The sequence below is a fragment of the Collinsella aerofaciens genome, from assembly GCF_028209625.1.
Classification (GTDB): Bacteria; Actinomycetota; Coriobacteriia; order Coriobacteriales; family Coriobacteriaceae; genus Collinsella; species Collinsella aerofaciens_AM.
Map to the genome: position 1 here is coordinate 1 of NZ_JAQLDU010000007.1, position 23,302 is coordinate 23,302.

The window sequence follows — 23,302 nt, forward strand, 5'->3', positions numbered from 1 at the left end:
TGCGCCAGCGCGTAGTAGTAGGTCGACCTCCTGAGCCCCGAGCACTCCAGCAGGTGGCGCAGGGAGTGCCCCTCCGCCCGCAGCGCCCCCACCGCCTCGGCCGCCGCCCTGGTCAGAGCCCGTCCCGCTCGACCAGGGCGCGCAATTTTTTTAGGTAGGCGACCTCGGCCTCGAGCCTGCGGCAGCGCTCCTCGAGCTCCTGCTCGCGGGTGCGGGCCCGGGGTTTCGACCTCGACCCCCTCGGTCTGCCCTTCGGGCGGGGCCGCAGCGCCTCGGCGCCGCCCTCGCGGTAGAGCCTGCACCAGCGCTCCAGCGGGGATTTCGACCTGATCCCGAACTCGGCCATGGCGTCGGCCTTCGCCATCCCGCCGTCGACCACGGCCGACGCCGCGGCGACCCTCTGCTCGAATGTGTAACTGGATTGTTTCCCGTCCATGGACAGCAGCGCCTCGCTTCCGAACGCCCGGTATACCCACTGCCATTCTCTCACGGTCTCGCGGGGGACGGACAGGGCCTCGGCCGCCGGCTTGCAGCCGACGCCGGCGTCGAAGAGCTCGACGGCCCGCCTCCTGGACTCCAGGTCGTGCTTCACCCTGAGGTCTATACTCATGGAAAACCTCCCATTTCCCGATGTCCAAGAAATGGGAGGCAGTTCACTGTCCCCTTTGTGGTGGTTTGAGCGTTAAAAGTGAACGTATCGCTACTTGGAGAGCTCGTCAGCGAGGGCCTCGATCTGAGCGCGCGAGGCGTCGTTGAGCGAACCCAGGACGGTCACCTTGTTCTGCGTCAGGGTGATGTCCTTCATACCCTCGAGCTCCTTGGTCATAATCTTGGCAGCTGCGGGCGCCCAGGAGCCGCCCTCGACGAGCGCCACCGTACGGTTCTGATAGGCATGTTCGGCGAGCGTGTGGATGAAGGTGCTCATGAACGGGAAGATCTCGCCCTGATAGGTAATGGAAGCGAGTACCAGACGGTCATAGCGGAACGCGTCCTCAACGGCCTCGGCCATGTCGTCGCGAGCCAAGTCAAAGACGGAAACCTTCTGGCCGCGAGCCTCGAGCGCAGATGCAAGCTCCTCAACGGCAGCCTTCAGATGGCCGTAGACGCTCGCGTAGGCAATGGTGATGCCCTCGTCCTCGGGCTGATAGCTCGACCAGGTGTTGTAGGTGTCGAGGTAGTAGCCCAGGTTCTCGGTCAGCACGGGGCCGTGAAGCGGGCAGATGATCTGGATGTCCAGGTCGGCGGCCTTCTTGAGCACGGCCTGCACGAACTTGCCGAACTTGCCGACGATGCCAAAGTAGTAACGGCGCGCCTCGCAGGCCCACCCTTCCGGATCTTCGATGTCGTTAGCGCCAAACTTGCCAAAACCGTCAGCACTAAAGAGCACCTTGTCGGTGACCTCGTAAGAGAACAGTACCTCGGGCCAGTGCACGTTGGGAGCGCCGACAAACGTTAGGCTATGACTGCCCAGATCGAGCACGTCGCCCTCTTTGACGACCGTCTTGCGCTCGGGATAATCGGTACCAAAGTAGTTGACCATCATGCGGAAAGCGCCCATACTGGCCACAATCTGCGCCTGGGGATAGCGCTCCATAAAGGCGACGATGCCTGCAGAGTGATCGGGCTCCATGTGATGGACGACCAAGTAGTCGGGCGTACGGCCATCGAGCACGGCCTCGATGTTGCCGAGCCACTCGTCAACAAAACCGCCATCGACCGAATCGGCGACAGCGATCTTCTCGCCCAGGATGACGTAGCTGTTGTATGCCATACCATTCTCGGACACGTCGTACTGGCCCTCGAACAGGTCAATGTCGTGATCGTCGACGCCAACGTAGCGGATATCCTTGGTGATCTCCATCAGGCAAAGCCTCCTTGATAGACAAAAGAACCCGTCTATCATAGCACTCGCCCGCATCCCAACAGCTATCTGCCAGCATCCTTACCGATTGTTATTGATATGCAACGTTGAGCCGTTGACCTGTGAAAACTATGCGCGCGGCCTTGCTGTGGTATGTCGGACGATAAGCTGGCCGGGAATGCGAATGGCGACGGTTTTGCCCGACGTCCCCGCTTTGGGAACCGCATGCTCGAACACCTCGCGTCCGCGCTGATGTAGATCGAATCGCACGGTCGTGAGCTCGTTGTGCGCGACAAAGTCGTCGAGTGAATCGTCGACGCCCACCACGCTCACGTCCTCGGGCACGCGCAGACCGCTATCACGCAGCGCGGCAATCGCGCCATTTGCCATCTGATCGTTTGCCGCATAGATCGCCGTCATGGTGCGGTCATGCTCGGCCAGGTACCTGCCGGCTTCGTAACCGCTGTTGGCAGACCAGTCGCCCTCGAGCGGTTCAGCCATTTTGATATGCCTGCGCTCGAGAGAATCTCTCCAACCAGCCCGGCGGAACTGTTCGTCGACCGAGAAGGACGGACCACCGATAAAGCGAATTTGCTCGTGGCCCAGCTCAAACAGATGATCCATAAGCAGTAGAGAGCAGCCATAGTGGTCAGAGTCGACCGTGGTTACCCGCGGGTGAGCATACATGGTGACGATGACCGTGCCAATACCCGGTAGCGGATCGAATGTCTCAAAATCAGGCGCCATACGGCTCATGCCGATAATGATGCCGTCCACGGGCAGCGCGGCCATGCGACGCGTTGCCTCGGCAAGCGAGAACTCCTCGGTCTTGGACATCTCGACCAGCGTGATGGCGCAGCCGCGCTCGCGGGCCGCGCTGGCAATGCCGTCGATCATCGTAAGGTTACCAAACTTGGTGACATCGTTGATGCAAAGGCCGACCGAATGGTAACGGCCGTCACGCAGCGAACGGCCGGCATAGCTCGGACGGAAACCGAGCTCCTGCATGGCTGCCTGCACGCGCTGACGCGTCTGCTCGTTCACGTTGGGCAATCCGTTGGCAACGCGCGAAACCGTCTGCTGCGAAACACCGGCAGCGCGGGCAACGTCGGCCATGGAAACCGGACGCGAACCCGTGTCGTTGGAAGGGCGCCTTGCCATAAAGATCACCTTCGCTCCTGTAAGAAGCCTAAATACCCCATGCGAAATTGCAGATCACACAGGAGGCTTTGTTGTCTATCGATAATGTTAACGTACTCTACTATACCTATCAGCAGTTATGCAGCGCCCTCAACACCACCTGAATACCGTTCACGGCTTATTTTCGACCGATTGCAGGAAAGCGAAGAAGTCAGTGGTTCCAGGCTATGAGTACGTTAACATATGACGCAAACACACCGATACCATGACGGCCTGCGCTCCGGGCGCTCAGGCCATGGCGTCGTATTCGAAAGGACGCTCATGATTACCACAACTCCGTTCGGCACCGCCCCCGGCGGCTCGCCGGTTACGGTCTATAACCTTGTTTGCGCAGGTGCCCGCGTGCGCGTCATGGACTATGGCGCGACCATTCTTGGCATCGAGGTTCCCGATGCCTCAGGCGATGTTGCCGACATCGCGCTCGGCTTCGATGCCCTCGATGGCTACTTCGACAATCCGGCGTGCTACGGCGGAACTATTGGCCCTTCGGCCAACCGAACGGATAAAGGCCAAATCGAGATTGCCGGCACGGTCTATCAGATGGCACGCAACGATGGTCCTGACAAAGCCAATAATCTGCACACCGACCTTGAGCATGGCCTTCATAAGCGCGTGTGGAACGCCACAGTCGACGAGATTACCAACACGGTGAGTTTTACATGCAAGTTGGCCGACGGCGAACTGGGCCTCCCGGGCAACCGCACCTTTACCGTTGCCTATGTCCTGCAGGCGGGGCCAACGGGTGCCGCAGAGCTCACCTGCACGCAAAGCTGCGTTACCGATGCCGACACCTTCGTCAACATGACCAACCACACGTACTTCAACCTTGCGGGGCACGATGCCGGCACGGTTCTGGACCAGGTCGTGACTATCGACGCCGAGGCTTTCCTCCCCCAGCGCCAGGACAACGTCTCTTTTGGCGAGGTTCGCCCCGTGGCCGGCACGCCATTCGATTTCCGCGCACCCAAGGCGCTCGGCCGTGACATCGATGCGAACGACGAGCAGCTCAAGATTGCACGGGGCTTTGACCATTGTTTCTGCCTGGATGGCTTCACCCCCGACGCCGACCCGCGCCACGCACTGCACTTGCAAGATCCAAACTCGCGCCGCACGCTCGACATCTTCGTAACCGCACCGGGCGCACATCTGTATACCGGCAACTGGCTCAGCGATATCGACGCCAAAGACGGCTGCAGCTACGGTCCTCGCGACGGCGTCGCATTTGAGCCCGAGTTTTGGCCTGACAACAACCATCACACAGATTGGGCGCATCCCGTCTGCACACCTGACCACCCGTTTAGCTCGACGATCGTCTACCGATTCTCGACCGTTTGTTAACCCACCCTCGTCGAGGTGCGAGGGAGCAGCGTTATGACCCCCGCTTACTCCCTTGCACCTTGATATGTTTACGTACTCATAAGCAAAGCCCGATAACTCGGGATAACCAAGAAAGGAAGACACCATGACCGCCCCCGACGATAAAATGCTCGCCACGCTCACCAAGCTGTTTGAGGAGGAGTTTGGCCCCATCGGCGACCGCCAGGTGCTCTACGTGCACGCGCCCGGCCGTTCCGAGATCAGCGGCAACCACACCGACCACGAGGGTGGCCACGTTATCGCCGGCTCGCTCGATGTCGCCGTTGACGGCATCGCCGTGGCAACCGACTCCAACAAGATTCGCGTCGCCGACGAGGGCTATCCTACGTTTGAGATCACGCTCGACACGCTGGATATTCAAGAGTCCGAGAAAGGCACGTCCGCAAGCCTCGTGCGTGGTATGGCCCACGAGGTCGCAGCGCTTGGTGTTGAGCCCCAAGGCTTCGACTTCGCCTTCACCTGCTCCGTTCCCTCGGGCGGCGGCCTTTCCAGCTCCGCTGCCGTCGAGGCCGCATACGGTCGTGCCATGGAAACCCTCTGGGGCGCGCCCGCCATTGAGCCCGTCGCGCTTGCGCAGATGAGCCAGCGCACCGAGAACAACTACTACGGCAAGCCCTGCGGTCTGATGGACCAAGCCGCCGTGTGCCTGGGCGGCCTTGCCTACATGAACTTTGAGGATCAGGCTCAGCCTAAGACCCAGAAGCTCGAGCTCAACTTTGAGGATCACGGCTATGCGCTCGTGCTCGTTAAGGTCGGTGCCGACCACGTAGCCGCCACTGACGACTACGCCGCCGTTCCGCGCGAGATGCAGGACGTCGCCGCCGAGTTTGGCAAGGCGCGCCTGTGCGAGGTCGACGTCGCCGACTTTGACGCCAAGCTCCCTGAGCTGCGCGCCAAGCTGGGCGACCGCGCCTGCCTGCGCGCCGTTCACTACTGGTACGAGAACGGCCTGGTCGACAAGCGCTGGGCAGCTCTGAACGCCGGCGACATTGACCAGTTCCTGGTCCTGACGCGCGAATCCGGCGCCAGCTCCGCCATGTACCTGCAGAATGTTGTTGCCAAGCTGGGTTCCGAGCAGCCTTCCATGTATGCCTTGGCACTGGCCGAGCACGTGCTCGACGGCCGTGGCGCCGTTCGTATTCACGGCGGCGGCTTTGGCGGTACCATCCAGGCCTTCGTGCCGCTCGATCTGGTCGACACCTTCATTGCCAAGATGAACAGCTGGCTGGGCGAGGGCTCTGCCCGCCACTACGCCATCTCTGACAAGGGGGCTTACGCGGCATGGCTGTAATGACTGACGTGCGCGAAGCCGCGCAGAACCTGATCGAGTACGCCATTCATCGATCGATGATCGGCCAGGACGATCGCATCTGGGCATACAACACCATTCTGGAGTGCATCGGCGCTACGGGGCCGGCGCTCGATATGGCCTGGGCGCTCCAGGTTGAGAAACTCTCGCTCTTGCACCCCGACACTCTGCCCGACTTTGACCTGGAGGGCACGCTTGCCGCGCTTTCCGAGGCTGCCGTTGCCAACGGTGCTGCCGAGGACACGGCATCGGGCCGCGACCGCATCGCCATGCGCATCATGGGCGCGCTCATGCCGAGGCCTTCGGTTGTAAACGAGGAATTCAATGGGCGTATGGGCGTCAACGAGCCCCGCGCCGCAACCGACTGGTTCTACGGCCTGTGCTGCGATGCCGGCTACGTGCGCCGTGCCGCCATCGCGCGCAATATCAAATGGAGCACCCCCACCAACTGGGGCGACCTCGAGATCACCATCAACCTGTCCAAGCCCGAGAAGGACCCGCGCGATATCGCTGCGGCAGGTGCAGCCAAGAACACGGGCGAAAAGTACCCCGCCTGCCAGCTCTGCATCGAAAACGAGGGCTATCCCGGACGCTCCGCCGCAGCCGACGGTGGCGCTCACCCCGCCCGTCAGAACCTACGCGTTATTCCCATTCAGCTTAATGGCGAGCGCTGGGGCTTCCAGTACAGCCCGTACGCCTACTTTAACGAGCACTGCATTGCCATGAGCTCCGAGCATCGCCCGATGCACGTCGACCGTAAGGGACTGACCTGCCTGCTCGATTTTGTGGACCTGTTCCCGCACTACTTTATTGGCTCCAACGCCGACCTGCCCATCGTGGGCGGCTCGATTCTTTCGCACGACCACTTCCAGGGCGGCGCGCACGAGTTCCCCATGATGCATGCCGCCGAGGTCTCGCAGTTTCGCGTGCCCGGCTTTGACGGCGTTACGGGTGCCGTGCTGCAGTGGCCGCTTTCGGTGCTGCGACTGCGCTCGCACGACCGCGCTCAGCTGCTCGATGCCACCGAGAAGATTATCCTCGCCTGGCGCGAGTGGACCGATGAGTCGGTGGGCGTCATCGCGCACACGGCCGACGGCGTGGCGCACAACACCGTGACGCCGGTCATCCGCCGCGTCGACTCCCGCGGCAATGCCGGCGGCGAGATCTACGAGGCCTACCTGGCGCTTCGCTGCAACATCACGACCGACGAGCATCCGCTGGGCGTGTTCCACCCGCATGCCGAGTATCACCACATTAAGAAGGAGAACATCGGCCTGATCGAGGTCATGGGCCTGGCGATTTTGCCGCCGCGCTTGGTTCCCGAGCTCGGCGCTGTCCGCGAGCACCTGCTGGCGGCCAAGGCCGATGCCAGCTACGACCTTGCCAGCGCGCTCGAGGGCGACGACCTTTGCCACAGCCACGCCGCATGGGCCGAGGACGTTTTTGCTCGCCGCGCCGACGATCTTACGGCGGATAATGCCATCGACATCCTGCACGAGGAGGTCGGCGTGGTGTTTGGCCACGTACTCGACAACGCCGGCGTCTTTAAATGGGACGAATCCGGCCGCGCCGCCCAGCAGCGCTTTATCGACTCACTGTAATGATCCCCTGGGGACGAAGGAAAACGGATCATTTCGTCTTCAAGACAACGGCGCCCGCCGGCAACATCGCCGACGGGCGCCGTTTTTGAGTTTAGCCATTGGGGACGTTCTTAAACGACCAGTCATTAAAGAACGTCCCCAATGGCTACCCCAAGTGACAACCACGGCGACGCCGATGTTTTGGCAACGACAGCGAGCGGGCCGCATTTGAGACAAGGTGACGCGAAACGAAAGGGCGCTGACCTTCTGGTCGCGCCCTTGAAGTTGAACGTCAGATTGTCCAAATGCGGCCCGCGCAGCGTCGAGCCGTTACGGCGTTTGGTAAAACGCCGTAACCTTAAAGCTCCGTTACTTCAACGCTGTTGTAGATCTCGTCCCAGCGGTCCATGACCAGGTGGCCGGTCTTGGGATCCATGGCGTTGAGCTTGCCGCAGGTATTGGCGGTCTTGAGCACCGTGACGTCGTCGGCACCAGCAGCAATGGCATGCGCAAAGCCGGCGATGGTCGAGTCACCGGAACCCGTCGCGTTCACAGCCGCAATCGCGGGCGTCTTGGCGCGGAACGCGCGGCCCTCATGGAAGCCCACCGAACCGGCAGCGCCCATCGAGACGACGACCCAGGGAATACCGGCAAAGCGGCCATCGGCGGCAAGCGCCTCGCGCAGGGCATCGACATCATCGGTCGTAAAGGACGTACCCAGCAGGCCGTTAATCTCGGTCAGGTTGGGCTTTACGAGCTCAGGCTTAGCATCAGATTCCAGCGCGGCCTCCAGCGATGCATCCGAAGTGTCGAGCAGCACCTTGGCGCCCGCCTCCTCGGCAATCTTGACGAGCTCGGCATAGTAACCGGCATCGACGCCACGCGGCAGCGAACCCGAAAGCGTCACGACGTCCGCCTTCGCTGCAAGCTCGGCGAACTTGGCCGTAAAGGCCTCAAGCTCGGCAGGCGCAATCTGAGGGCCGCTCTCCAGCAGCTCGGTCTGATTACCCTCGTGCAGAATATTCAGGCAAATGCGCGTCTCACCGGCGATGGGCACAAAGTCGTTCTTGACGCCGTCGGCATCCATAAGCTCGGCCATATAGGCACCCATGTGGCCGCCGAGCAGACCGGTCGCGAGCACGTCGTCGCCCAACTGCAACAGCACACGGCTCACGTTGAGGCCCTTGCCGCCAGCGGTCTTTTCGGGCGTCACGCGGTTCACGTCGTCGATAATCAGCTTGTCGAGTTGATAGCGCGTATCGATCGACGGGTTCATGGTAACGGTCAGAATCATGTTGAACTCCTGTTCCGGGGCGGCATGACCCGCCCCAAACATACGATAGCTCGTTAAAGGATCTCGATCTCAAAGCCGCGGATGACGGTCTCTCCCGGCTTGGCCACCAGGCAGCCACGCTTGTGCTCCAGAATATCGTCCTCGTCGGAGCAGGTGGACAGACCGCCCCACGGTTCGACAGCCACAAAGTCCCCCTCGGGCTTGCTCCACACAATCAGGTACGGCATATCGGGGAACGTCAGGCGCACGCCCTTGTCCTCGGTTTTCTTAGTCAGCGTAACCACGCGGCTCTCGAGCACGTCAAAGATGGTCTCCGCGAAGTCGAAGAGTTCGTGGGTAAGCGGCAGGTTCTGGCCGATCATGGGGTTCTTGCTGCGATGCTCAACATCAATCAGGCCAGTCGAGGGAACGGCAGTACAGAGCTCGGTGGCCTCACGCTGCTCAAAACGAAGCTCATAATCGTCATAGGACTCGCCCTCGTCGAGCGGGCACTTAAAGCCGGGGTGACCGCCCACAAAGAATGGCATATCCTCGGTGCCCTCATTGGTCACCTCGTACGACACGGCCACCTTAGCCGCATCGATCGTGTAGCGCGCGACGATCTTAAACGGATACGGATACTGCTCGAGTAGCTCGGCGTGGTCGGCAGAGCTTAGGCTCAGCGCGACCATGCTGTCGCCCTGCTCCTCGAGCTTCCACTCCTGCTTGCGGGCAAAGCCGTGGCGGGCAAGCTTGACCTCGCGGCCGCCCATGGTCATCGCGCGGCCGTCACGAAGGCCGCCGCAAATCGGAAAGCAAATGGGTGCCTGGCCCGACCAGACCGCCGGATCGCCCTGCCACAGGTACTCACGGCCGTTGGCCGCAATAGAAGTGAACGACCCGCCCGCCGTGGTCAACGCCACACGAATCAAACCGTTATCAAGAACAAACTCCATAGGAGCCTTCCCTTTCTTACGACAGCCCGCCAAGTCAATAGGGCTGATAGAAAACCGGCCCGCGCCCCCTCACAGAAACGCGAGCCGTCAATTGAAAAGCTGCAGAATGCCGGGTACCGCCAAAACGAAGCACACAAGCTCGGCAAGCAAACGTGTTATCGGAGCAACTTGCCATACCAGAACGCTTCGCAACAACAGCGGTAACCCCACAGGCCACTCAGACATCAGCGAGAAGCCAGCTGGCGAGGCAAGGTGCCGTGAAGCGAGACGGCATTGACCTTCTGGTCATGCCGTCGAAGCTGAGCGGCAGATTGCCCGCCAGATGGCTTCGCAGCGTCGACCGGTCCGGCGTTTGTTAAAACGCCGGAACCCCCTTAGTCGTGATACTCGCCGCGGTCCCACTTCTCGAGGAACTCGTCAAAGAAGTGCGGGTCAGCCTGAGCCTCAGCGTCGACCTTATTGCAGGCATCGATCTTGGCAATCAGGGCATCGTGCTCGGGGGTCTTCTCGTAGGGCTCCTCCAGGAAGGCAAGCATGATATCGGCCATCAGGAACTCGCCGGTGATCTTGCCGCCAAAGCCCACGATGTTGGCGTTGAGCTCGCGACGGGCATACAGGGCGGAGGTCATGTCGCGAACCAAGGCGCAGCGAGCGCCGGGAACCTTGTTGACGGCGTTGGTGATGCCGATGCCGGTGCCGCACAGGGCCACGCCAAAGTCGGCCTTGCCGCTGGCAACAGCCTCGCCCACGGCCTTACCGTAGATGGGATAGTGCGTACGGGTGTGGCTGTAGGTGCCGCAGTCGAGCACCTTGTAGCCAGCCTGCTCCAGGCGGTCGGCCAGATAGATCTTCTCGTCCGTAACGATATGGTCGCAACCGATTGCGATGGTCTTCTTCATCAGAACGTCCTTTCGTCTGAATTCACAAGTTGAGGTAGAAGTTCGAGTTCTCGGTGGCTCTCGTTAGGCCATCTTGTTGAGCATGTCGACACGGATCTGGTGACGGCCGCCGGCGTACTGGGCGCGCAGGAACTCGCGGGCGATCTTCTTGGCGACCTCGGTGCCCACAACGCCCGGGCCCATGGTGACCATGCGCGAGCCGTTGTGCTCGCGGGTCATGTAGGCGGAACGCTCGTCGGAAATGTTGGCGACGACCATGCCCTTGATCTTGACGGCGGCCATATAGGATCCGACGCCGTACTTATCGAATGCGAAGCCCTGGGAATCCTTGTGCTCCAGCAGGTCCTTGGCAACGGCGGTCGCGGAATCGACAAAGTCCGCGGCAGGGGTCTCGGAATAGTCGACGACCTCGTGACCGTCGGCGATGAGCATCTCCTTGATGGACTCCTTCATCGACATACCGTCGGCATCGGAAGCGATTACAACCCTCATGACATCCTCCTTGAGAGATACGCAGGTGCGTAGTTTCTGTTTGGAAGTGTTGAATCGCGCTCAGGTCCGGGCATCTGAATGTGCGGTTCTTCACTGTTCATGTTTATTTGAACACATTCGAACATCGACTGCAACAACTATTTGTTTATCTTTGTTCTTTTTTGAACAAATGCCGTTCACGGATGATTGTTGAACGTTTGGGCCCGGCACGGACGTAGCGACCATGTGTCCAACAAACAAAAGGGCGGCCGAGAACGTGTCTCGGCCGCCCTTCTTGCGGTTGATCTTCCAAAGATCGCGTTGCCGCCTACTCAGACCGCCCGCTCTTCTTGGCATGTTTGGACGGAGCGCTCAGAAAGCGACCCGTCAAATAGTTCGCCGGGCCGGAAATATCAATCCCCAGTAGCACGTGCCCCAGCCACAAAAACGCCGCGAGCACCAGCAATGGAATCACGCACGAGGTCACGATCATCACGATGACACCTTCGATCAGATCGGTCACCTGCTGCACAATTTCATCGGTCATCTGCTTGGCACCGCTGGTCACCGATGTGACGAGACTCGAGGCGCCGTCGGCAAGCTGCTCAAGCACATTCTTGGACTCTGCGGACTCGGTCTTTTTCTTGCTTGCTTTGGAGCTGTCGCTATCTGCCGCACCCGCAGCGTCGGCCGCCTTTTGCTCGGCCACCTCGATGCTCACTCGATACGTTTCGTCGACCTTTTGCGACACCCATACGCTTGCAGGCACCAAGGCCATTCCGATCATGGCGACCACCAGCACGCGAGTCGCCACGCGGCGCAGGACGGCGCTCGTGCTCCAGCGCCCGTGAATGCCGAGCGACACCGCAAAGAGTACCAGCGCAAACGGGATCAGGATGCCCAGGCCAACCGACCACAAAATGGTCAGCAGGTATTTCTCGAGGTAGAGCACGGCAAGCACGATGCCCAAGTTACCCGAAAGCTGCGCGAGCTGCTCGGCAACCGGCGTTCCCGTATCACCCGGCAGCGCGGTAATGCCCGCAGACAGCGCCACGCACGAGGTCGTGAGCGCCAGTACGTTGCCTTTCTTTTGATCGATGACCTCGATGGTGGAGTCCCATGTTTTGGTATCGGCAAAATGCGGACGAGCCACAAAGCCCGACAGCAGCGCCAGTACCACGAGTGCAACGATAAAGCCAATCTGCAGCTTTTTGTTTGCGCACACGACATCGGACAAGCTGGGCTGCAGCTCGGTTACCGTCGTGTGCTCGGTTATCTGGACAGGACACCCATGAGCCATCTCGCGCGCATCTCTTTTTTGTATTGACCCGTTATCCGGCATTTGGATACCTCCTCAGTCCGGTCTGTATTGCGGATGGAAGTATACCCACCCAGTAAAAAACCGAACGGGAGGACAACGGAGCGCACCAAGACTGTCCCCAATGACTATTTCGGGATGAGTTGCGGTGGAATAGGGATTGTTTTGCGCCCGCCGGTCCCTATTCAGTCCCTATTTCACCGCAACTTGGAGGAGTGCAGAAAAAGCCCTGCCGCGGGTAGCGGCAGAGCTTTTGGAAGGGGGCTTGGTTGTGAGAACTCGTTAGGCGAGCTTGGCCTCGAGCTCAGCGATGCGCTTGTAGGCATCGATGGTAAAGCGGGCCTGCTTCTCCAGGATCATAGTGGTCATGAGAGTGTCCTGAGCGTGGGCCATGATGAAGGTCATCTCCATCTCGCCGCCGCCGGCCTCCTGCGCAAGCAGCTTGGTCTGCGTGTCGTGGGCGCCGATAAGTGCATCGCCGGCATCCTTGTGCAGCTGCTCGGCCTTCTCAAAATCACCCTCGCGAGCAGCATCGAGCGCTGCAAGCAGATCGGTCTGGGCGTCGCCCGCGTATGCGACAATCTCGAATCCAACCATCGAGATTTCTTCTTTGGTTGCCATATTGCGTTCCTTTCACATATGAACCAACGGAGAGCATCGCGTCCGGGCATACGCGCTGCGCTGTGTATGGCAGGAACATTAACATTCAAACAAAAAAGAACAGCGCAAAACGTTATTTCGAGCTATGAACGGTTGTTTTTCACCCGTGAACGGTTTTTAAACCAATCTGAACATTCTCAAACACAATTAGCGGCAACCCAAACAGGTCCGCACCCTAGCGTACATCGCGCACCGTATCGCCCTCGACGAGCACGCCCGGAAACAGCATGTGCTCCACACCGGGTGCAGCGCCCTCGGCGCCGGCAATCTTGTCGACCGCCCACATGCCGACGCGCTTGTTGTCAAAGCGCACCGTAGTCAGGCGACGATCGGGCACGATATCGCCCAGACTATCGTCAACACCCACCACACTCACGTCCTCGGGCACGCGCTTTCCGCGCGACTCGAGCCCGCGAATGCAGCCGTAGGCCATGGCATCGTTGGAGGCATAAATGGCCGTGCAGGTCGGATCGTCCGCAAGCACCTGGCCGGCGGCATATCCGCTCTGTGCCGTCCAATCCCCACGGACGAGTCGCGGCGGCTCAATACCATGCGCGCGCAATGTCTCGCGCCAGCCCTCCTCGCGACGCATGCCCGAAAGCGAGCGCTCGGGGCACGAGATAAAGTGCACGGTCTTGTGCCCCTGCTCCAGCAGGTACTCGACCACCTGGCGCGAGCAATCGAACTGGTCGTTATCGACTGTTGAACAGAGCGGGTGCTCCAGCATGGTAACGAGCACCGTCTGCATACCGGGCAGCGGCTCGAAGGTGCCAAAGTCCGCCGGCATGCGGTTCATAATCACAACCATGCCGTCCACCGGCAGTGCGCTCATGCGCGACGATGCGCTCTCGAGGGTATAGGGGTGTCCGTCTACTTTAGTAAGGGTGATGGCATAGCCGTGTTTGTCGGCAGCGGCGGCAAAGCCCTCCATACGGTCGAGGTTGCCGGTGCCGGTAATGTTGAACATGGCGACGCCGACAGTCTTAAACTTGCCGCGGCGCAGCGATCGACCGGCAAAATTGGGGCGATACCCCAGCTCGCGCATGGCGGCACGCACGCGCTCCTTGGTCTCGGGGCGCACGCTGGGCGAATCGTGCACCGTACGCGAGACTGTCTGCTCCGAGACGCCCGCGAGACGCGCCACGTCCTTAACGGAAACCGATTTTTTAACAGCGGCCATAGGTCGATCTTTCTATGTCAACGATGCCATCGCGGGCATCCCAACAGACAAAATGAACGCCTCCAAGTATATCCAACGCCTCTCCTGCCATACGCTCACCACCCAAAACCTACCGTTCACCGACAATCTTGCTTCCCCGAACGGCTTTTGTCGATCAAATGTTAACGTTGCCATTGTGCAAACACAGAGCCACCGGGCGGCTCAAACGTTTACGCGCAAGGAACCGACGGTTCGCAGGCACAGGAACCATCGGTTCGCGTCTTTTTTTGTGTCGCAAAATGGCAACGTCAACATTTTGGCAACCGAACGCCAAAAGATACCATCGTTGCTAACCCACCGACTCTTAGGAGCATTGCATGGAGCAACTCATCGCCATCATCGAAAAGGGCCAGCCCTTTTTCAACGCGATCGCCCGCAACAAGTACCTCAAGGCGATCCGCGACGGCTTTATCTCCGTCATCCCCATCATCATCTTCTCGTCCATCTTCTGCCTGGTAGCCTCGGTCCCCAACATCTGGGGTTTCTACTGGCCCGATGACATCAACAACGCCCTGTGGAAGTGCTACAACTACTCCTTGGGCATCCTGGCCATCGCCTGCGCCGCCACCACGGCCAAGCACTTCGCCGACGCCCAGAACCGTGATCTGCCCAAGAACAACCAGATCAACTTCATCTCGTGCATGTGCGCGGCCATCATCGGCTTCTTGCTCCTTTCGAGCGACACGATCGCCACGGACGCCGCCAGCGGCTTCAACACCACCTACCTTGGTTCCAAGGGCCTGCTGACCGCCTTCATCGCTGCGTTTGTGACCGGCATCATCTACAAGTTCTTCATTAAGCGCAACATCACCGTCAAGATGCCCGAGCAGGTTCCGCCCAACATTTCGCAGACCTTTAAGGACATCATCCCCTTCTCCGTCTGCATCACCGTCTTTTGGGTCTTTGACATCGTCTTCCGCGCTGCCTTTGGCTTCTGCTTTGCCCAGGGCGTCATCCAGGTGTTCCAGCCCCTGTTCACCGCCGCCGACGGCTACATCGGCCTCGCTGTGATCTACGGTGCCATGAGCCTCTTCTGGTTCGTCGGCGTCCACGGCCCCTCGATCGTCGAGCCCGCCATCGCCGCCGCCCTTGTTGCCAACATGACCGACAACCTGGCTGCGTTCCAGGCTGGCCAGCACGCTTCCGCTGTCCTGACCCAGGGTGCCCAGTACTTCGTCGTCTGCATGGGCGGCACCGGCGCCACGCTCGTCCTGGTCTTCATGTTCTGCTTCCTGGCCAAGTCTCAGGAGATGCGCGCCGTCGGTAAGGCAGCCATCGTCCCCGTGTGCTTTGCCGTCAACGAGCCGCTGCTGTTCGCCGCGCCTATCGTGCTCAACCCCGTCTTCTTTGTCCCGTTTGTTTTTGCCCCGATCGCCAACATCTGGATCCTCAAGATCTTTATCGACTTCTTGGGCATGAACGGCTTTATGTACACCCTGCCCTGGACCGTCCCCGGCCCCATCGGCACCATCATGGGCTTGGGCTTCCAGCCGCTCGCCTTTGTGATGCTCGCCCTCATCCTGGTCGTCGACTTTGTCCTGTACTATCCGTTCTTCCGTGCCTATGACGCCCAGAAGTGCGCCGAGGAGGCCGAGATCTCTCAGGAGGAGCTCGCCGCCAAGAACGCCGAGAAGGCCGCCAAGCTCAACGACGCCTTCCAGGGCAAGGCTGACGCCAAGAGCGTTGCCGCCGGCGCTGCTGCCGAGGCCGTGAAGGTCGACTCCCCTGCCGCTTCTGCAGCACCCGCTGCCGAGGCAACGACCGCCAGCGACCTCAACGGCAAGCGCGTGCTCGTGCTCTGCCAGGGCGGCGGAACCTCGGGTCTGCTCGCCAACGCGCTGGCCAAGGCTGCCAAGGAGCGCGGCATCAATCTTGAGACCGCTGCCGAGGCATATGGCAACCACGTCGACATGCTCCCCGACTTTGACCTAGTCGTCCTGGCCCCGCAGGCCGCAAGCTACCTGGCCGACCTGCAGAAAGACTGCGAACGCGTGGGCAACAAGTGCGTCGCCTGCCGCGGCAAGCAGTACATCGAGCTCTCCCAGAACGGCGACAAGTCTCTCGCCTTCGTAAGCGAGCAACTCTCGAAGTAAGTAACGCTCAGTGCCAGCCGACTATCCAAGATCGGCTGGCCCTTCGATTTAAACGATTGGATCATCATGTCCGTTAATCCCGCCAGCGTCACCAACCCGCCCGCGCAGTTTCCCGAGGACTTTGTCTTTGGCGGCGCCACCGCTGCCTACCAGGTAGAGGGCGAGACCCGCACCCACGGTAAGGGCAAGGTTGCCTGGGACGACTTCCTGGAGGCCCAGGGGCGCTTTTCCCCCGATCCCGCTTCGGACTTCTACAACCAGTACCCCGTCGATTTGGAGCTGTGCGAGGAGTTCGGCATCAACGGCATCCGCCTCTCCATCGCCTGGAGCCGTATCTTCCCCGAGGGCACCGGCAAGGTAAACCCCGAGGGCGTGCAGTTCTACCACGACCTCTTCGCCGAGTGCCACAAGCACCACGTTGAGCCGTTTGTCACGCTGCATCACTTTGACACGCCGCTGCCCCTCTTTGAGAAGGGCGACTTCCTCAACCGCGAGACCATCGACGCCTTTGTGGACTTTGCCACCTTCTGCTTTAAGGAGTATGCCGACCAGGTAACCTACTGGTTCACCTTTAACGAGATTTGGGCCGACGCCTCCAACACCTACATCGAGGGTACCTTCCCCGGTGGCGTCAAGGCGCATCTTGCCGAGGCCTTCCAGTGCGAGCACAACATGATGCTCGCCCACGCCAAGGCCGTGCTGGCTTTCCACAACGGCGGCTTTAAAGGCAAGATCGGCGTCATCCAGTCGCTGGAGTTTAAGTACCCACTCAACGAGAACGACCCCGCCGACATCAAGGCCGCCAATAACGAGCACGTGCTGCAGAACCAGTTTTTGCTCGACGCCACCTTCCGCGGGGACTACGCGCCCGACACCCTCGAGTGCGCCAACCGCCTGGCTGCGGTCTCGGGCGGCACGATCGAGATCCGCGAGGAGGACCTCGATATTATGCGCGAGGCCGCACTCTACAACGACTACCTGGGTGTCAACAACTACCAGTGCCGCTTCCTCAAGGCCTATGACGGCGAAAATGACCTGCACCACAACGGTACGGGCGAAAAGGGCACCGGCCGCTGGCGCGTCAAGGGTATTGGCGAGCATGCGAACAAGCCCGGCATCCCCACCACCGACTGGGACTGGATCATCTATCCCGAGGGTCTGTTCGATCTGCTCGTCTACATTAAGCAGCGCTACCCCAACTACAAGCAGATCTTCATCACCGAGAACGGCATGGGCTACAAGGACCCCTACAAGGACGGTTTTGTGGACGACCAGCCGCGCATCGACTACATCGAGCAGCACCTGCGCTGGCTGCTCAAGGCCATGGAGGTGGGCGTCAACGTGGGCGGCTACTTCCTGTGGAGCCTGCAGGATCAGTTCTCCTGGACCAATGGCTACAACAAGCGCTATGGCTTCTTCTACGTAGACTTTGAAACCCAGAAGCGCACGCCCAAGGCAAGCGCCTACTGGTACAAGCACGTGGCGGAGACTCGTCGTCTGGACTAATGGCCTGCGGTTAGCGTCTGGCGGAATTGCCCCGCTCACATAACCTGTCCCCATTTCTCAGCCGGGGGCGGCACGTCACACGGCGCGCCGCCCCCGGTCTTTATGTTTTTGGACGGGTCGTCGAGGGCCGTTTGTCTCGATCTGTAACATCTAGCCGAGTTTTTCGGTCCTACCTGTTACAGATCGAGATGAACCGGGGAGTCCGAGCCGGATTGTCTCGATCTGTAACACTAAACCCGGTTTTTGATGTCCAGTTGTTACAGATTTAGATAAACTCACCGGCCAATCCTCTCAATCTAAATCTGTAACATCTGGCCGAGATTTTTGATCCCAGCTGTTACAGATCGAGACAACTTAACGGTACCGATTTTTTGATGCGCCGTGGTACAATTATGTCCCAACGCAAAGGAGGTACCTATGCCCACCTGCGTGCCCGTCCGAGACATGAAGGACACCGCTGCATTTACCGCGCTTGTTGAGTCCGAGCGCGACGTCACCGTAACCAAGAACGGCTACGAGGCCATGCACTGCATCAGCAGCGACCAGTATCACCTCATGCAAGAAGAAATCGCCAAAGCCAAGCTGCTGTCTCGCATGATGTTGGCAGAAGACGAGATATCGCAAGGCGACTACAGCGACTACGACTCCTTCGCGTCCGCGATACGAGACAAATATGACCTATAACGTCGCAATACTCAAAAGCGCGCGATATGAGTACGAGAGTATCGTTGGATACCTTGCCCAAATCCTCAAGAATCCGCGCGCAGCGGGCAATTTTGTCGCTGAGTTTGAATATCAGCTTGATTTGCTTCGCGAGCAGCCGCTCCTACGACCTCTCTCACACATACGAGAGCTGGCGGCACGTAATTACCGATCGTTTCCCGTCAACAACTACACCTGTCTTTACAAGTTTGAGCACGATACGATCTATATCGCCCATGTCTTTCACCAGTCACAGGACTACGCCCGCCTGATCTAGCCCCGCGGCATCGGCTAGCAAATGACCTGCGTGTGTTCCTCGATGGCGGCGCGACCGCATGCCATCGATCAGATAAAGATCGTCATATACAGAGGAAGATATATCCTATGCCCTTCAGCCCTGAGCTGTTTTGGGTGAAGAACTATCTCCTCTCCGACTCGTCGTTCAAATCTTCTGCCGAAATCGTCAAGTGAGATTGTTGAATACGATTTGGAAGATTTAACTTCAACAGGAGTGACCCGCGGTTTTCTAGCCGCATCTTCAAAGCCGCGCGAAACAAGAAAATCAATCTCACGCGTTCTGGGACGACTCCCCTCCGTTTTGGAAGGCTCCTGCCAGCTGTAATAAAAAAGCGAATGCCCCAGACTCTTGAGCTGCTGTGCCACGATATTCTCGATCAACATTCCTTTATTAATCGAAATTCTTCCAAATTGAATGTCTCTATGAACATCCATAAGGTCCGGACCATCATCAAACGCCAAGCTCACGAGCAATCCCGTGTCCGCCATATAGCATTTAAGCGAAGACGCGTCCTCGTGCAGGCGGTAACCCACGCTCGGATCACTGCATAAATAGCAACGGTTAATCAGTCGCGCATCCTCAAGCCAGATTAACGCCGACTCATATGTCTCAAAACGGGACCCCTTCTCCAAGCTGTCAAATTTGAACCGTTTATTTGCCGCAGATAATTGACCCGGAATATCGTCATAAACCGCCCGCGCACGTCTAGCGTCCGAACCTCCAAACTTGGCAATGTCCTCCCTGTACAGTGCGATAATCTGCCGTTTAACCCTGTCGCATCCTCTAAAATCATTCTCTGCCACAAAGGAGTCGACCGACTGAGGCATACCACCGACAAGCATATACTCATCAAATAATCTCATGCACGTCGCATGAACGCCGTCCGGAAGCGCGGTCCGAGATTCGCACGCTTTACGGATCTCTTCTGCATAAAGATCTTTTCCGGTCGCCCAAAGATACTCCTCAAAATCGAGGGGCTCGAGAGGGATTCTTTCTTCCTCTGACGGTATGACAATGCTATCGACATTCTTTTTGATGGAGACAAGAGAGCCTGTCTCGATGTAATCAAATCTGCCGTCTTCTACAAGATGCTTTATGTATTCGCGCGCGATGGGAAACCGCTGCACTTCATCAAAAATGACCAGCGACTCTCTCGGTTCGAGGGCCTTACCATACTGCAGCTGAAGCATGCGTAAAAAAAGATCGACATCTTCACGATGGTTCAGAAATATATCGAGCGTGGCTTTGCTAGCAGCCGAAAAGTCAATGTACAGATAATCCTTGTATTCATTTTGCGCGAAGCACTTGACGAGCGTCGTTTTGCCAACGCGTCTTGCACCCTCAATAAGCACCGCAGTGCGCCCTTGCGAGCGTTCTTTCCACTCCTTCAGACGATCATATGCCTTTCGTTTAAACATAATCTCACCTCAGCATAATTTACGTGCGAGTTTACAAAAATACCGACCTTTAGATATATCTAATAATACAAAAATACCGACCTTTAAATGAGCTTATAGCTACAAAAATACCGACTATTGCATTGGTCTAAACATACAATAATACCGAGCTTCATGTATAACGGATGCTATGCCGAGCCGTCTCGATCTGTAACACCAAACCCGATTTTGGGCGTCTATCTGTTACAGATCAAGACAATTCAACGATGCCGACTATTCGATACGGCGTGGCACAATTATGGCCCAACGCAAAGGAGGTACCTATGTCCACCTGTGTGCCCGTCCGAGACATGAAGGACACCGCTGCATTTACCGCGCTTGTCGAGTCCGAGCGCGACGTCACCGTAACCAAAAACGGCTACGAGGCCATGCACTGCATCAGCAGCGACCAGTATCGCCTCATGCAAGACGAAATCGCCAAAGCCAAGCTGCTGTCTCGTATGATGCTGGCAGAAGACGAGATATCGCAAGGCGACTATAGCGACTACGACTCCTTCGCGACCGCGATGCGAGACAAATATGACCTATAACGTCGTAATACTCAAAAGCGCACGATATGAGTACGAGAGTATTGTCGGATACCTTGCTCAAATCCTCATGAATCCACGTGCAGCGGGCAATTTTGTTGCCGAGTTTGAATATCAGCTTGACCTGCTTCGCGAGCAGTCGCTCCTACGGCCCCTCTCCCACATACGGGAACTGGCGACACGCAATTATCGATCGTTTCCCGTCAACAACTACGCGTGCCTTTACAAGTTTGAGCGCGATGCGATCTATATCGCCCACGTCTTTCACCAGTCACAGGACTACGCCCGCCTGATCTAGCACGGCGGCACTCGCTAGCAAATGACCTGCGTGTGCTCCTCGATGGCGGCGCGGTCCTCGTCGGCAATATCCGGCTCGCACACCACGGCGTCCAAGCTGTCCAGGCGGCAGAAGGTGTAGAAGTCGCGCTTGCCGATCTTGCTGGAGTCGGCGATCAGGTAGCGCGAGTCGGCCTTGCTAAAGGCGAGCTGCCGGATACGGCCCTCGTCCATGTTGGACGTAGACACGTCACCGTCCAAGATGCCGTTGGCGCCGATAAACGCCGCATCGATGCCCAGCGCGCGCAGGGTATCCTCGGCCGTTGGTCCCACAAAAGCGGCGGTGCGGCGACGGTACATACCGCCCACGAGGCACAGCTCGCAGTCTTCGCGCGCCTCGAGCAGGTTAAACACCGAAAGCGAATTGGTCACAATGCGTAGGCGAAACGTCGGCAGCATCGAGGCCATCTGCTCAACCGTGGTGCCCGTGCCCAAAAAGATGGTCGAGCCCTCCTCGATAAGCTCCACAGCACGGCGCGCAATCTGCAGCTTTTCCTCGGCATGCTTAGTGCGCTTTTCGCTGTGCGAATACTCATGGCGCAACATAGCGTGCGGACGGCTCTGTGCACTGCGGGCTCCGCCGTGCACGCGCTCAATCTCGCCTAGGCTCGCAAGTTCTTCGAGGTCGCGGCGAATCGTCATGTCCGAAACGCCCAACGCATCCGAAATCTCTTTGACCGAGACCGTGCCCTGCTCCTCGAGCAGCTGACGAACCTTATCCTGTCGCTCTGCCTTAATCACGATGAATCCTCGCCGTTCTTTGCGCGCATATCATTCAAACAGTAACGAACAAATTGTATCAGACTCGTACGCGTCAAAAATGAACGCCCGCACAGCTCCAATCATCACTTTTTTGAGAAAAATACCCCCAGCTTTAGTGGGGTGTAGTGATAATCTCGCCTGTTCGCGCTACAGTTTGTCGGAAATACCTCGATGTTAGGAACCAAATGATCACTTCCGAGCTTTTCGGCACCGCGCCGTGCGGTACCCCCGTTCATCGTTACACCCTCGACGGGCCCGAGATCTGCGTTCGCATTATGGACTATGGCGCCACGGTGCTTGGTATCGATGTGCCCGACATTCCCGGCAACGTGCGCGATGTGGCGCTGGGCTTCGATAAGCTCGAGGATTACTTTGACAACCCCGCCTGCTTTGGCGCGACCATCGGCCCTGTGGCAAACCGCACCGCTGGCGCCACGATCGCCATCGACGGCACGGACTGGCATATGCCCGCCAACGAGGGCGCCAACAACCTGCACAGCGACCTTGAGCACGGCCTGCACAAACGTGTGTGGGATGTTGAGCTCGACGAGGTCCATAACGCCGTGCGCATGACCACCTCGCTTAAGGATGGCGAGCTGGGCCTGCCCGGCAACCGAACCTTTACGGCCGTGTTTACCGTTACGCGCACCGGCGTCTTCCGCATCGATTATGGCTGCGAGAGCGACCGCGCCACCTACGTGTCCATGACCAACCACACGTACTTTAACCTTGCAGGCCATAACGCCGGCATGGACTGCGAACATTTCTTTGTCGCCAACGCCGCCCACTACCTGCCCATTAACGAGCAGAACATCCCCACCGGCGAGATCGCTCCGGTCGAGGGAACACCGTTTGACTTTCGCGAGCTTCGCCCCGTCGCACCCGGCATGGAGGCCGACGACCCGCAGATCAAGCAGCCCCGTGGCTACGATCACTGCCTGTGCATCGATGGCTATCAGTACGGCCGCAACCTGCGCCGCGCGATGCACGTCGAGGAGATGTGGACCGGTCGTGAGATGGACTACTACACCACTGCCCCGGGCGTGCAGCTCTACACCGGCAACTGGCTGGGCGACGAGCACGCCAAGGACGATGCCAACTATGGCTGGGGCGCCGGCTTTGCCCTCGAGGCCGAGATGTACCCCGACACGCCGCACCAGCCTCTGTTCCCGCAGGGCATTGTGGGCCCGGGTCATCCCTATAGCAATGTGATCGAATATCACTTTATGAGGCACTAAGCCCACAACGCGACATATCGCACAGCAACGCCCGCCGGCACCACCGCCGACGGGCGTTTTTTCATCCTTTGGCTCATTTTCGCTGTGACTGTATGAGTGACATATCAAAACTATGCCCATTTACTACGTTTAGCCCGGGATGCTCGACCATGCACCGGTTTTTGTTAAATTCGCAAGCCGTCTACCTGCGGTTTTGTTTTTCTCAAATTCGACATGCTCGGCGATAGCCGACCAAACGTAGTAAATGGGCATAGTTTTTG

The 23,302-nt window shown here is 58.8% G+C and carries 22 protein-coding genes; 10 read left to right on the plus strand and 12 right to left on the minus strand.

From position 1 onward, the window contains the following. Nucleotides 1-112 precede the first annotated feature (112 nt). The 3 genes from PMW70_RS04505 to PMW70_RS04515 all read right to left on the minus strand — a co-directional run bounded on the left by PMW70_RS04505 (nt 113) and on the right by PMW70_RS04515 (nt 3,022). Nucleotides 113-610: a helix-turn-helix domain-containing protein gene (locus tag PMW70_RS04505; RefSeq protein WP_271743999.1), complete on the minus strand. Its 498-nt coding sequence runs from the start codon at nt 608-610 to the stop codon at nt 113-115. A gap of 90 nt (nt 611-700) precedes the next feature. Next, nucleotides 701-1,861 (minus strand): FprA family A-type flavoprotein, encoded by a 1,161-nt coding sequence (locus PMW70_RS04510; RefSeq protein ID WP_271744000.1) that lies wholly within the window; start codon nt 1,859-1,861, stop codon nt 701-703. A 129-nt stretch (nt 1,862-1,990) separates the two neighbouring features. Further along, nucleotides 1,991-3,022: a LacI family DNA-binding transcriptional regulator gene (locus tag PMW70_RS04515; protein WP_271744001.1), complete on the minus strand. Its 1,032-nt coding sequence runs from the start codon at nt 3,020-3,022 to the stop codon at nt 1,991-1,993. A 300-nt stretch (nt 3,023-3,322) separates the two neighbouring features. Between PMW70_RS04515 and PMW70_RS04520 the strand changes: the two genes are divergently transcribed. The 3 genes from PMW70_RS04520 to PMW70_RS04530 all read left to right on the plus strand — a co-directional run bounded on the left by PMW70_RS04520 (nt 3,323) and on the right by PMW70_RS04530 (nt 7,348). Then, the gene (locus PMW70_RS04520) at nt 3,323-4,399 is read left to right on the plus strand and encodes an aldose epimerase family protein (RefSeq protein WP_271744002.1); all 1,077 of its coding nucleotides are present in this window, start codon (nt 3,323-3,325) and stop codon (nt 4,397-4,399) included. 124 nt (nt 4,400-4,523) lie between these two features. Then, nucleotides 4,524-5,729, plus strand: a complete 1,206-nt coding sequence (locus PMW70_RS04525) for a galactokinase (RefSeq protein ID WP_271744003.1) — start codon at nt 4,524-4,526, stop codon at nt 5,727-5,729. Beyond that, the gene (locus PMW70_RS04530; RefSeq protein ID WP_233540577.1) at nt 5,720-7,348 is read left to right on the plus strand and encodes a UDP-glucose--hexose-1-phosphate uridylyltransferase; all 1,629 of its coding nucleotides are present in this window, start codon (nt 5,720-5,722) and stop codon (nt 7,346-7,348) included. Before PMW70_RS04525 ends, PMW70_RS04530 begins: the two co-directional genes overlap by 10 nt. Nucleotides 7,349-7,685: 337 nt before the next feature. Here the strand turns inward: PMW70_RS04530 and PMW70_RS04535 are convergent, their stop codons facing one another. The 7 genes from PMW70_RS04535 to PMW70_RS04565 form a co-directional block, all read right to left on the minus strand. Beyond that, on the minus strand, nt 7,686-8,621 hold the full coding sequence (locus PMW70_RS04535) for a hexose kinase (RefSeq protein ID WP_117786016.1): 936 nt from the start codon (nt 8,619-8,621) through the stop codon (nt 7,686-7,688). 53 nt (nt 8,622-8,674) lie between these two features. Next, the gene (locus PMW70_RS04540; RefSeq protein ID WP_117785936.1) at nt 8,675-9,556 is read right to left on the minus strand and encodes an aldose 1-epimerase family protein; all 882 of its coding nucleotides are present in this window, start codon (nt 9,554-9,556) and stop codon (nt 8,675-8,677) included. 374 nt (nt 9,557-9,930) lie between these two features. Next, on the minus strand, nt 9,931-10,455 hold the full coding sequence (gene lacB / locus PMW70_RS04545) for a galactose-6-phosphate isomerase subunit LacB (protein ID WP_117785937.1): 525 nt from the start codon (nt 10,453-10,455) through the stop codon (nt 9,931-9,933). Between the two features lie 63 nt (nt 10,456-10,518). Next, a complete protein-coding gene (gene lacA, locus PMW70_RS04550; RefSeq protein WP_006234830.1) occupies nt 10,519-10,947 on the minus strand; it encodes a galactose-6-phosphate isomerase subunit LacA in 429 nt (142 codons plus the stop codon). A 307-nt stretch (nt 10,948-11,254) separates the two neighbouring features. Beyond that, complete coding sequence (locus PMW70_RS04555; protein ID WP_271744004.1) at nt 11,255-12,226, minus strand: hypothetical protein; 972 nt, start codon at nt 12,224-12,226, stop codon at nt 11,255-11,257. A 300-nt stretch (nt 12,227-12,526) separates the two neighbouring features. Then, entirely contained in the window at nt 12,527-12,865 is a 339-nt protein-coding gene (locus PMW70_RS04560; RefSeq protein ID WP_271744005.1) for a PTS lactose/cellobiose transporter subunit IIA, read from the minus strand. A gap of 214 nt (nt 12,866-13,079) precedes the next feature. After that, on the minus strand, nt 13,080-14,084 hold the full coding sequence (locus PMW70_RS04565; RefSeq protein WP_117564767.1) for a LacI family DNA-binding transcriptional regulator: 1,005 nt from the start codon (nt 14,082-14,084) through the stop codon (nt 13,080-13,082). Nucleotides 14,085-14,440: 356 nt separating this feature from the next. Between PMW70_RS04565 and PMW70_RS04570 the strand changes: the two genes are divergently transcribed. From PMW70_RS04570 to PMW70_RS04585, 4 genes are all read left to right on the plus strand, one after another. Beyond that, nucleotides 14,441-16,216, plus strand: coding sequence for a lactose/cellobiose PTS transporter subunit IIB (locus PMW70_RS04570; protein WP_271744006.1), 1,776 nt, complete (start codon nt 14,441-14,443; stop codon nt 16,214-16,216). Nucleotides 16,217-16,282: 66 nt separating this feature from the next. Further along, nucleotides 16,283-17,722: a 6-phospho-beta-galactosidase gene (gene lacG / locus PMW70_RS04575; RefSeq protein ID WP_271744007.1), complete on the plus strand. Its 1,440-nt coding sequence runs from the start codon at nt 16,283-16,285 to the stop codon at nt 17,720-17,722. 417 nt (nt 17,723-18,139) lie between these two features. Further along, nucleotides 18,140-18,406, plus strand: coding sequence for a type II toxin-antitoxin system Phd/YefM family antitoxin (locus tag PMW70_RS04580; protein ID WP_271744008.1), 267 nt, complete (start codon nt 18,140-18,142; stop codon nt 18,404-18,406). Further along, complete coding sequence (locus PMW70_RS04585) at nt 18,396-18,701, plus strand: type II toxin-antitoxin system RelE/ParE family toxin (protein WP_117799772.1); 306 nt, start codon at nt 18,396-18,398, stop codon at nt 18,699-18,701. Before PMW70_RS04580 ends, PMW70_RS04585 begins: the two co-directional genes overlap by 11 nt. A 68-nt stretch (nt 18,702-18,769) precedes the next feature. Here the strand turns inward: PMW70_RS04585 and PMW70_RS04590 are convergent, their stop codons facing one another. Further along, nucleotides 18,770-20,140: an ATP-binding protein gene (locus tag PMW70_RS04590; protein WP_271744009.1), complete on the minus strand. Its 1,371-nt coding sequence runs from the start codon at nt 20,138-20,140 to the stop codon at nt 18,770-18,772. A gap of 302 nt (nt 20,141-20,442) precedes the next feature. Here PMW70_RS04590 and PMW70_RS04595 point away from each other — a divergent pair, with 302 nt between their 5' ends. After that, a complete protein-coding gene (locus PMW70_RS04595; protein ID WP_271744010.1) occupies nt 20,443-20,709 on the plus strand; it encodes a type II toxin-antitoxin system Phd/YefM family antitoxin in 267 nt (88 codons plus the stop codon). Then, on the plus strand, nt 20,699-21,004 hold the full coding sequence (locus PMW70_RS04600) for a type II toxin-antitoxin system RelE/ParE family toxin (protein ID WP_271744011.1): 306 nt from the start codon (nt 20,699-20,701) through the stop codon (nt 21,002-21,004). The genes PMW70_RS04595 and PMW70_RS04600 overlap by 11 nt, the downstream gene beginning before the upstream one ends. Nucleotides 21,005-21,018: 14 nt before the next feature. On the opposite strand, the gene PMW70_RS04605 is transcribed toward PMW70_RS04600, so the two are convergent. Then, nucleotides 21,019-21,783, minus strand: coding sequence for a DeoR/GlpR family DNA-binding transcription regulator (locus PMW70_RS04605; protein WP_271744012.1), 765 nt, complete (start codon nt 21,781-21,783; stop codon nt 21,019-21,021). Nucleotides 21,784-21,989: 206 nt separating this feature from the next. On the opposite strand from PMW70_RS04605, the gene PMW70_RS04610 reads away from it, so the two are divergent. Further along, on the plus strand, nt 21,990-23,042 hold the full coding sequence (locus PMW70_RS04610; RefSeq protein WP_271744013.1) for an aldose epimerase family protein: 1,053 nt from the start codon (nt 21,990-21,992) through the stop codon (nt 23,040-23,042). The last annotated feature ends 260 nt before the right edge of the window (nt 23,043-23,302 follow it).

Excerpts from the sequence above, each read along its gene's own strand:
- PMW70_RS04505 (WP_271743999.1), bottom strand. The coding sequence starts at position 610 with ATGAGTATAGACCTCAGGGTGAAGCACGACCTGGAGTCCAGGAGGCGG.
- PMW70_RS04510 (WP_271744000.1), bottom strand. The coding sequence starts at position 1,861 with ATGGAGATCACCAAGGATATCCGCTACGTTGGCGTCGACGATCACGAC.
- PMW70_RS04515 (WP_271744001.1), bottom strand. The coding sequence starts at position 3,022 with ATGGCAAGGCGCCCTTCCAACGACACGGGTTCGCGTCCGGTTTCCATG.
- PMW70_RS04520 (WP_271744002.1), top strand. The coding sequence starts at position 3,323 with ATGATTACCACAACTCCGTTCGGCACCGCCCCCGGCGGCTCGCCGGTT.
- PMW70_RS04525 (WP_271744003.1), top strand. The coding sequence starts at position 4,524 with ATGACCGCCCCCGACGATAAAATGCTCGCCACGCTCACCAAGCTGTTT.
- PMW70_RS04530 (WP_233540577.1), top strand. The coding sequence starts at position 5,720 with ATGGCTGTAATGACTGACGTGCGCGAAGCCGCGCAGAACCTGATCGAG.
- PMW70_RS04535 (WP_117786016.1), bottom strand. The coding sequence starts at position 8,621 with ATGATTCTGACCGTTACCATGAACCCGTCGATCGATACGCGCTATCAA.
- PMW70_RS04540 (WP_117785936.1), bottom strand. The coding sequence starts at position 9,556 with ATGGAGTTTGTTCTTGATAACGGTTTGATTCGTGTGGCGTTGACCACG.
- lacB (WP_117785937.1), bottom strand. The coding sequence starts at position 10,455 with ATGAAGAAGACCATCGCAATCGGTTGCGACCATATCGTTACGGACGAG.
- lacA (WP_006234830.1), bottom strand. The coding sequence starts at position 10,947 with ATGAGGGTTGTAATCGCTTCCGATGCCGACGGTATGTCGATGAAGGAG.
- PMW70_RS04555 (WP_271744004.1), bottom strand. The coding sequence starts at position 12,226 with ATGGCTCATGGGTGTCCTGTCCAGATAACCGAGCACACGACGGTAACC.
- PMW70_RS04560 (WP_271744005.1), bottom strand. The coding sequence starts at position 12,865 with ATGGCAACCAAAGAAGAAATCTCGATGGTTGGATTCGAGATTGTCGCA.
- PMW70_RS04565 (WP_117564767.1), bottom strand. The coding sequence starts at position 14,084 with ATGGCCGCTGTTAAAAAATCGGTTTCCGTTAAGGACGTGGCGCGTCTC.
- PMW70_RS04570 (WP_271744006.1), top strand. The coding sequence starts at position 14,441 with ATGGAGCAACTCATCGCCATCATCGAAAAGGGCCAGCCCTTTTTCAAC.
- lacG (WP_271744007.1), top strand. The coding sequence starts at position 16,283 with ATGTCCGTTAATCCCGCCAGCGTCACCAACCCGCCCGCGCAGTTTCCC.
- PMW70_RS04580 (WP_271744008.1), top strand. The coding sequence starts at position 18,140 with ATGCCCACCTGCGTGCCCGTCCGAGACATGAAGGACACCGCTGCATTT.
- PMW70_RS04585 (WP_117799772.1), top strand. The coding sequence starts at position 18,396 with ATGACCTATAACGTCGCAATACTCAAAAGCGCGCGATATGAGTACGAG.
- PMW70_RS04590 (WP_271744009.1), bottom strand. The coding sequence starts at position 20,140 with ATGTTTAAACGAAAGGCATATGATCGTCTGAAGGAGTGGAAAGAACGC.
- PMW70_RS04595 (WP_271744010.1), top strand. The coding sequence starts at position 20,443 with ATGTCCACCTGTGTGCCCGTCCGAGACATGAAGGACACCGCTGCATTT.
- PMW70_RS04600 (WP_271744011.1), top strand. The coding sequence starts at position 20,699 with ATGACCTATAACGTCGTAATACTCAAAAGCGCACGATATGAGTACGAG.
- PMW70_RS04610 (WP_271744013.1), top strand. The coding sequence starts at position 21,990 with ATGATCACTTCCGAGCTTTTCGGCACCGCGCCGTGCGGTACCCCCGTT.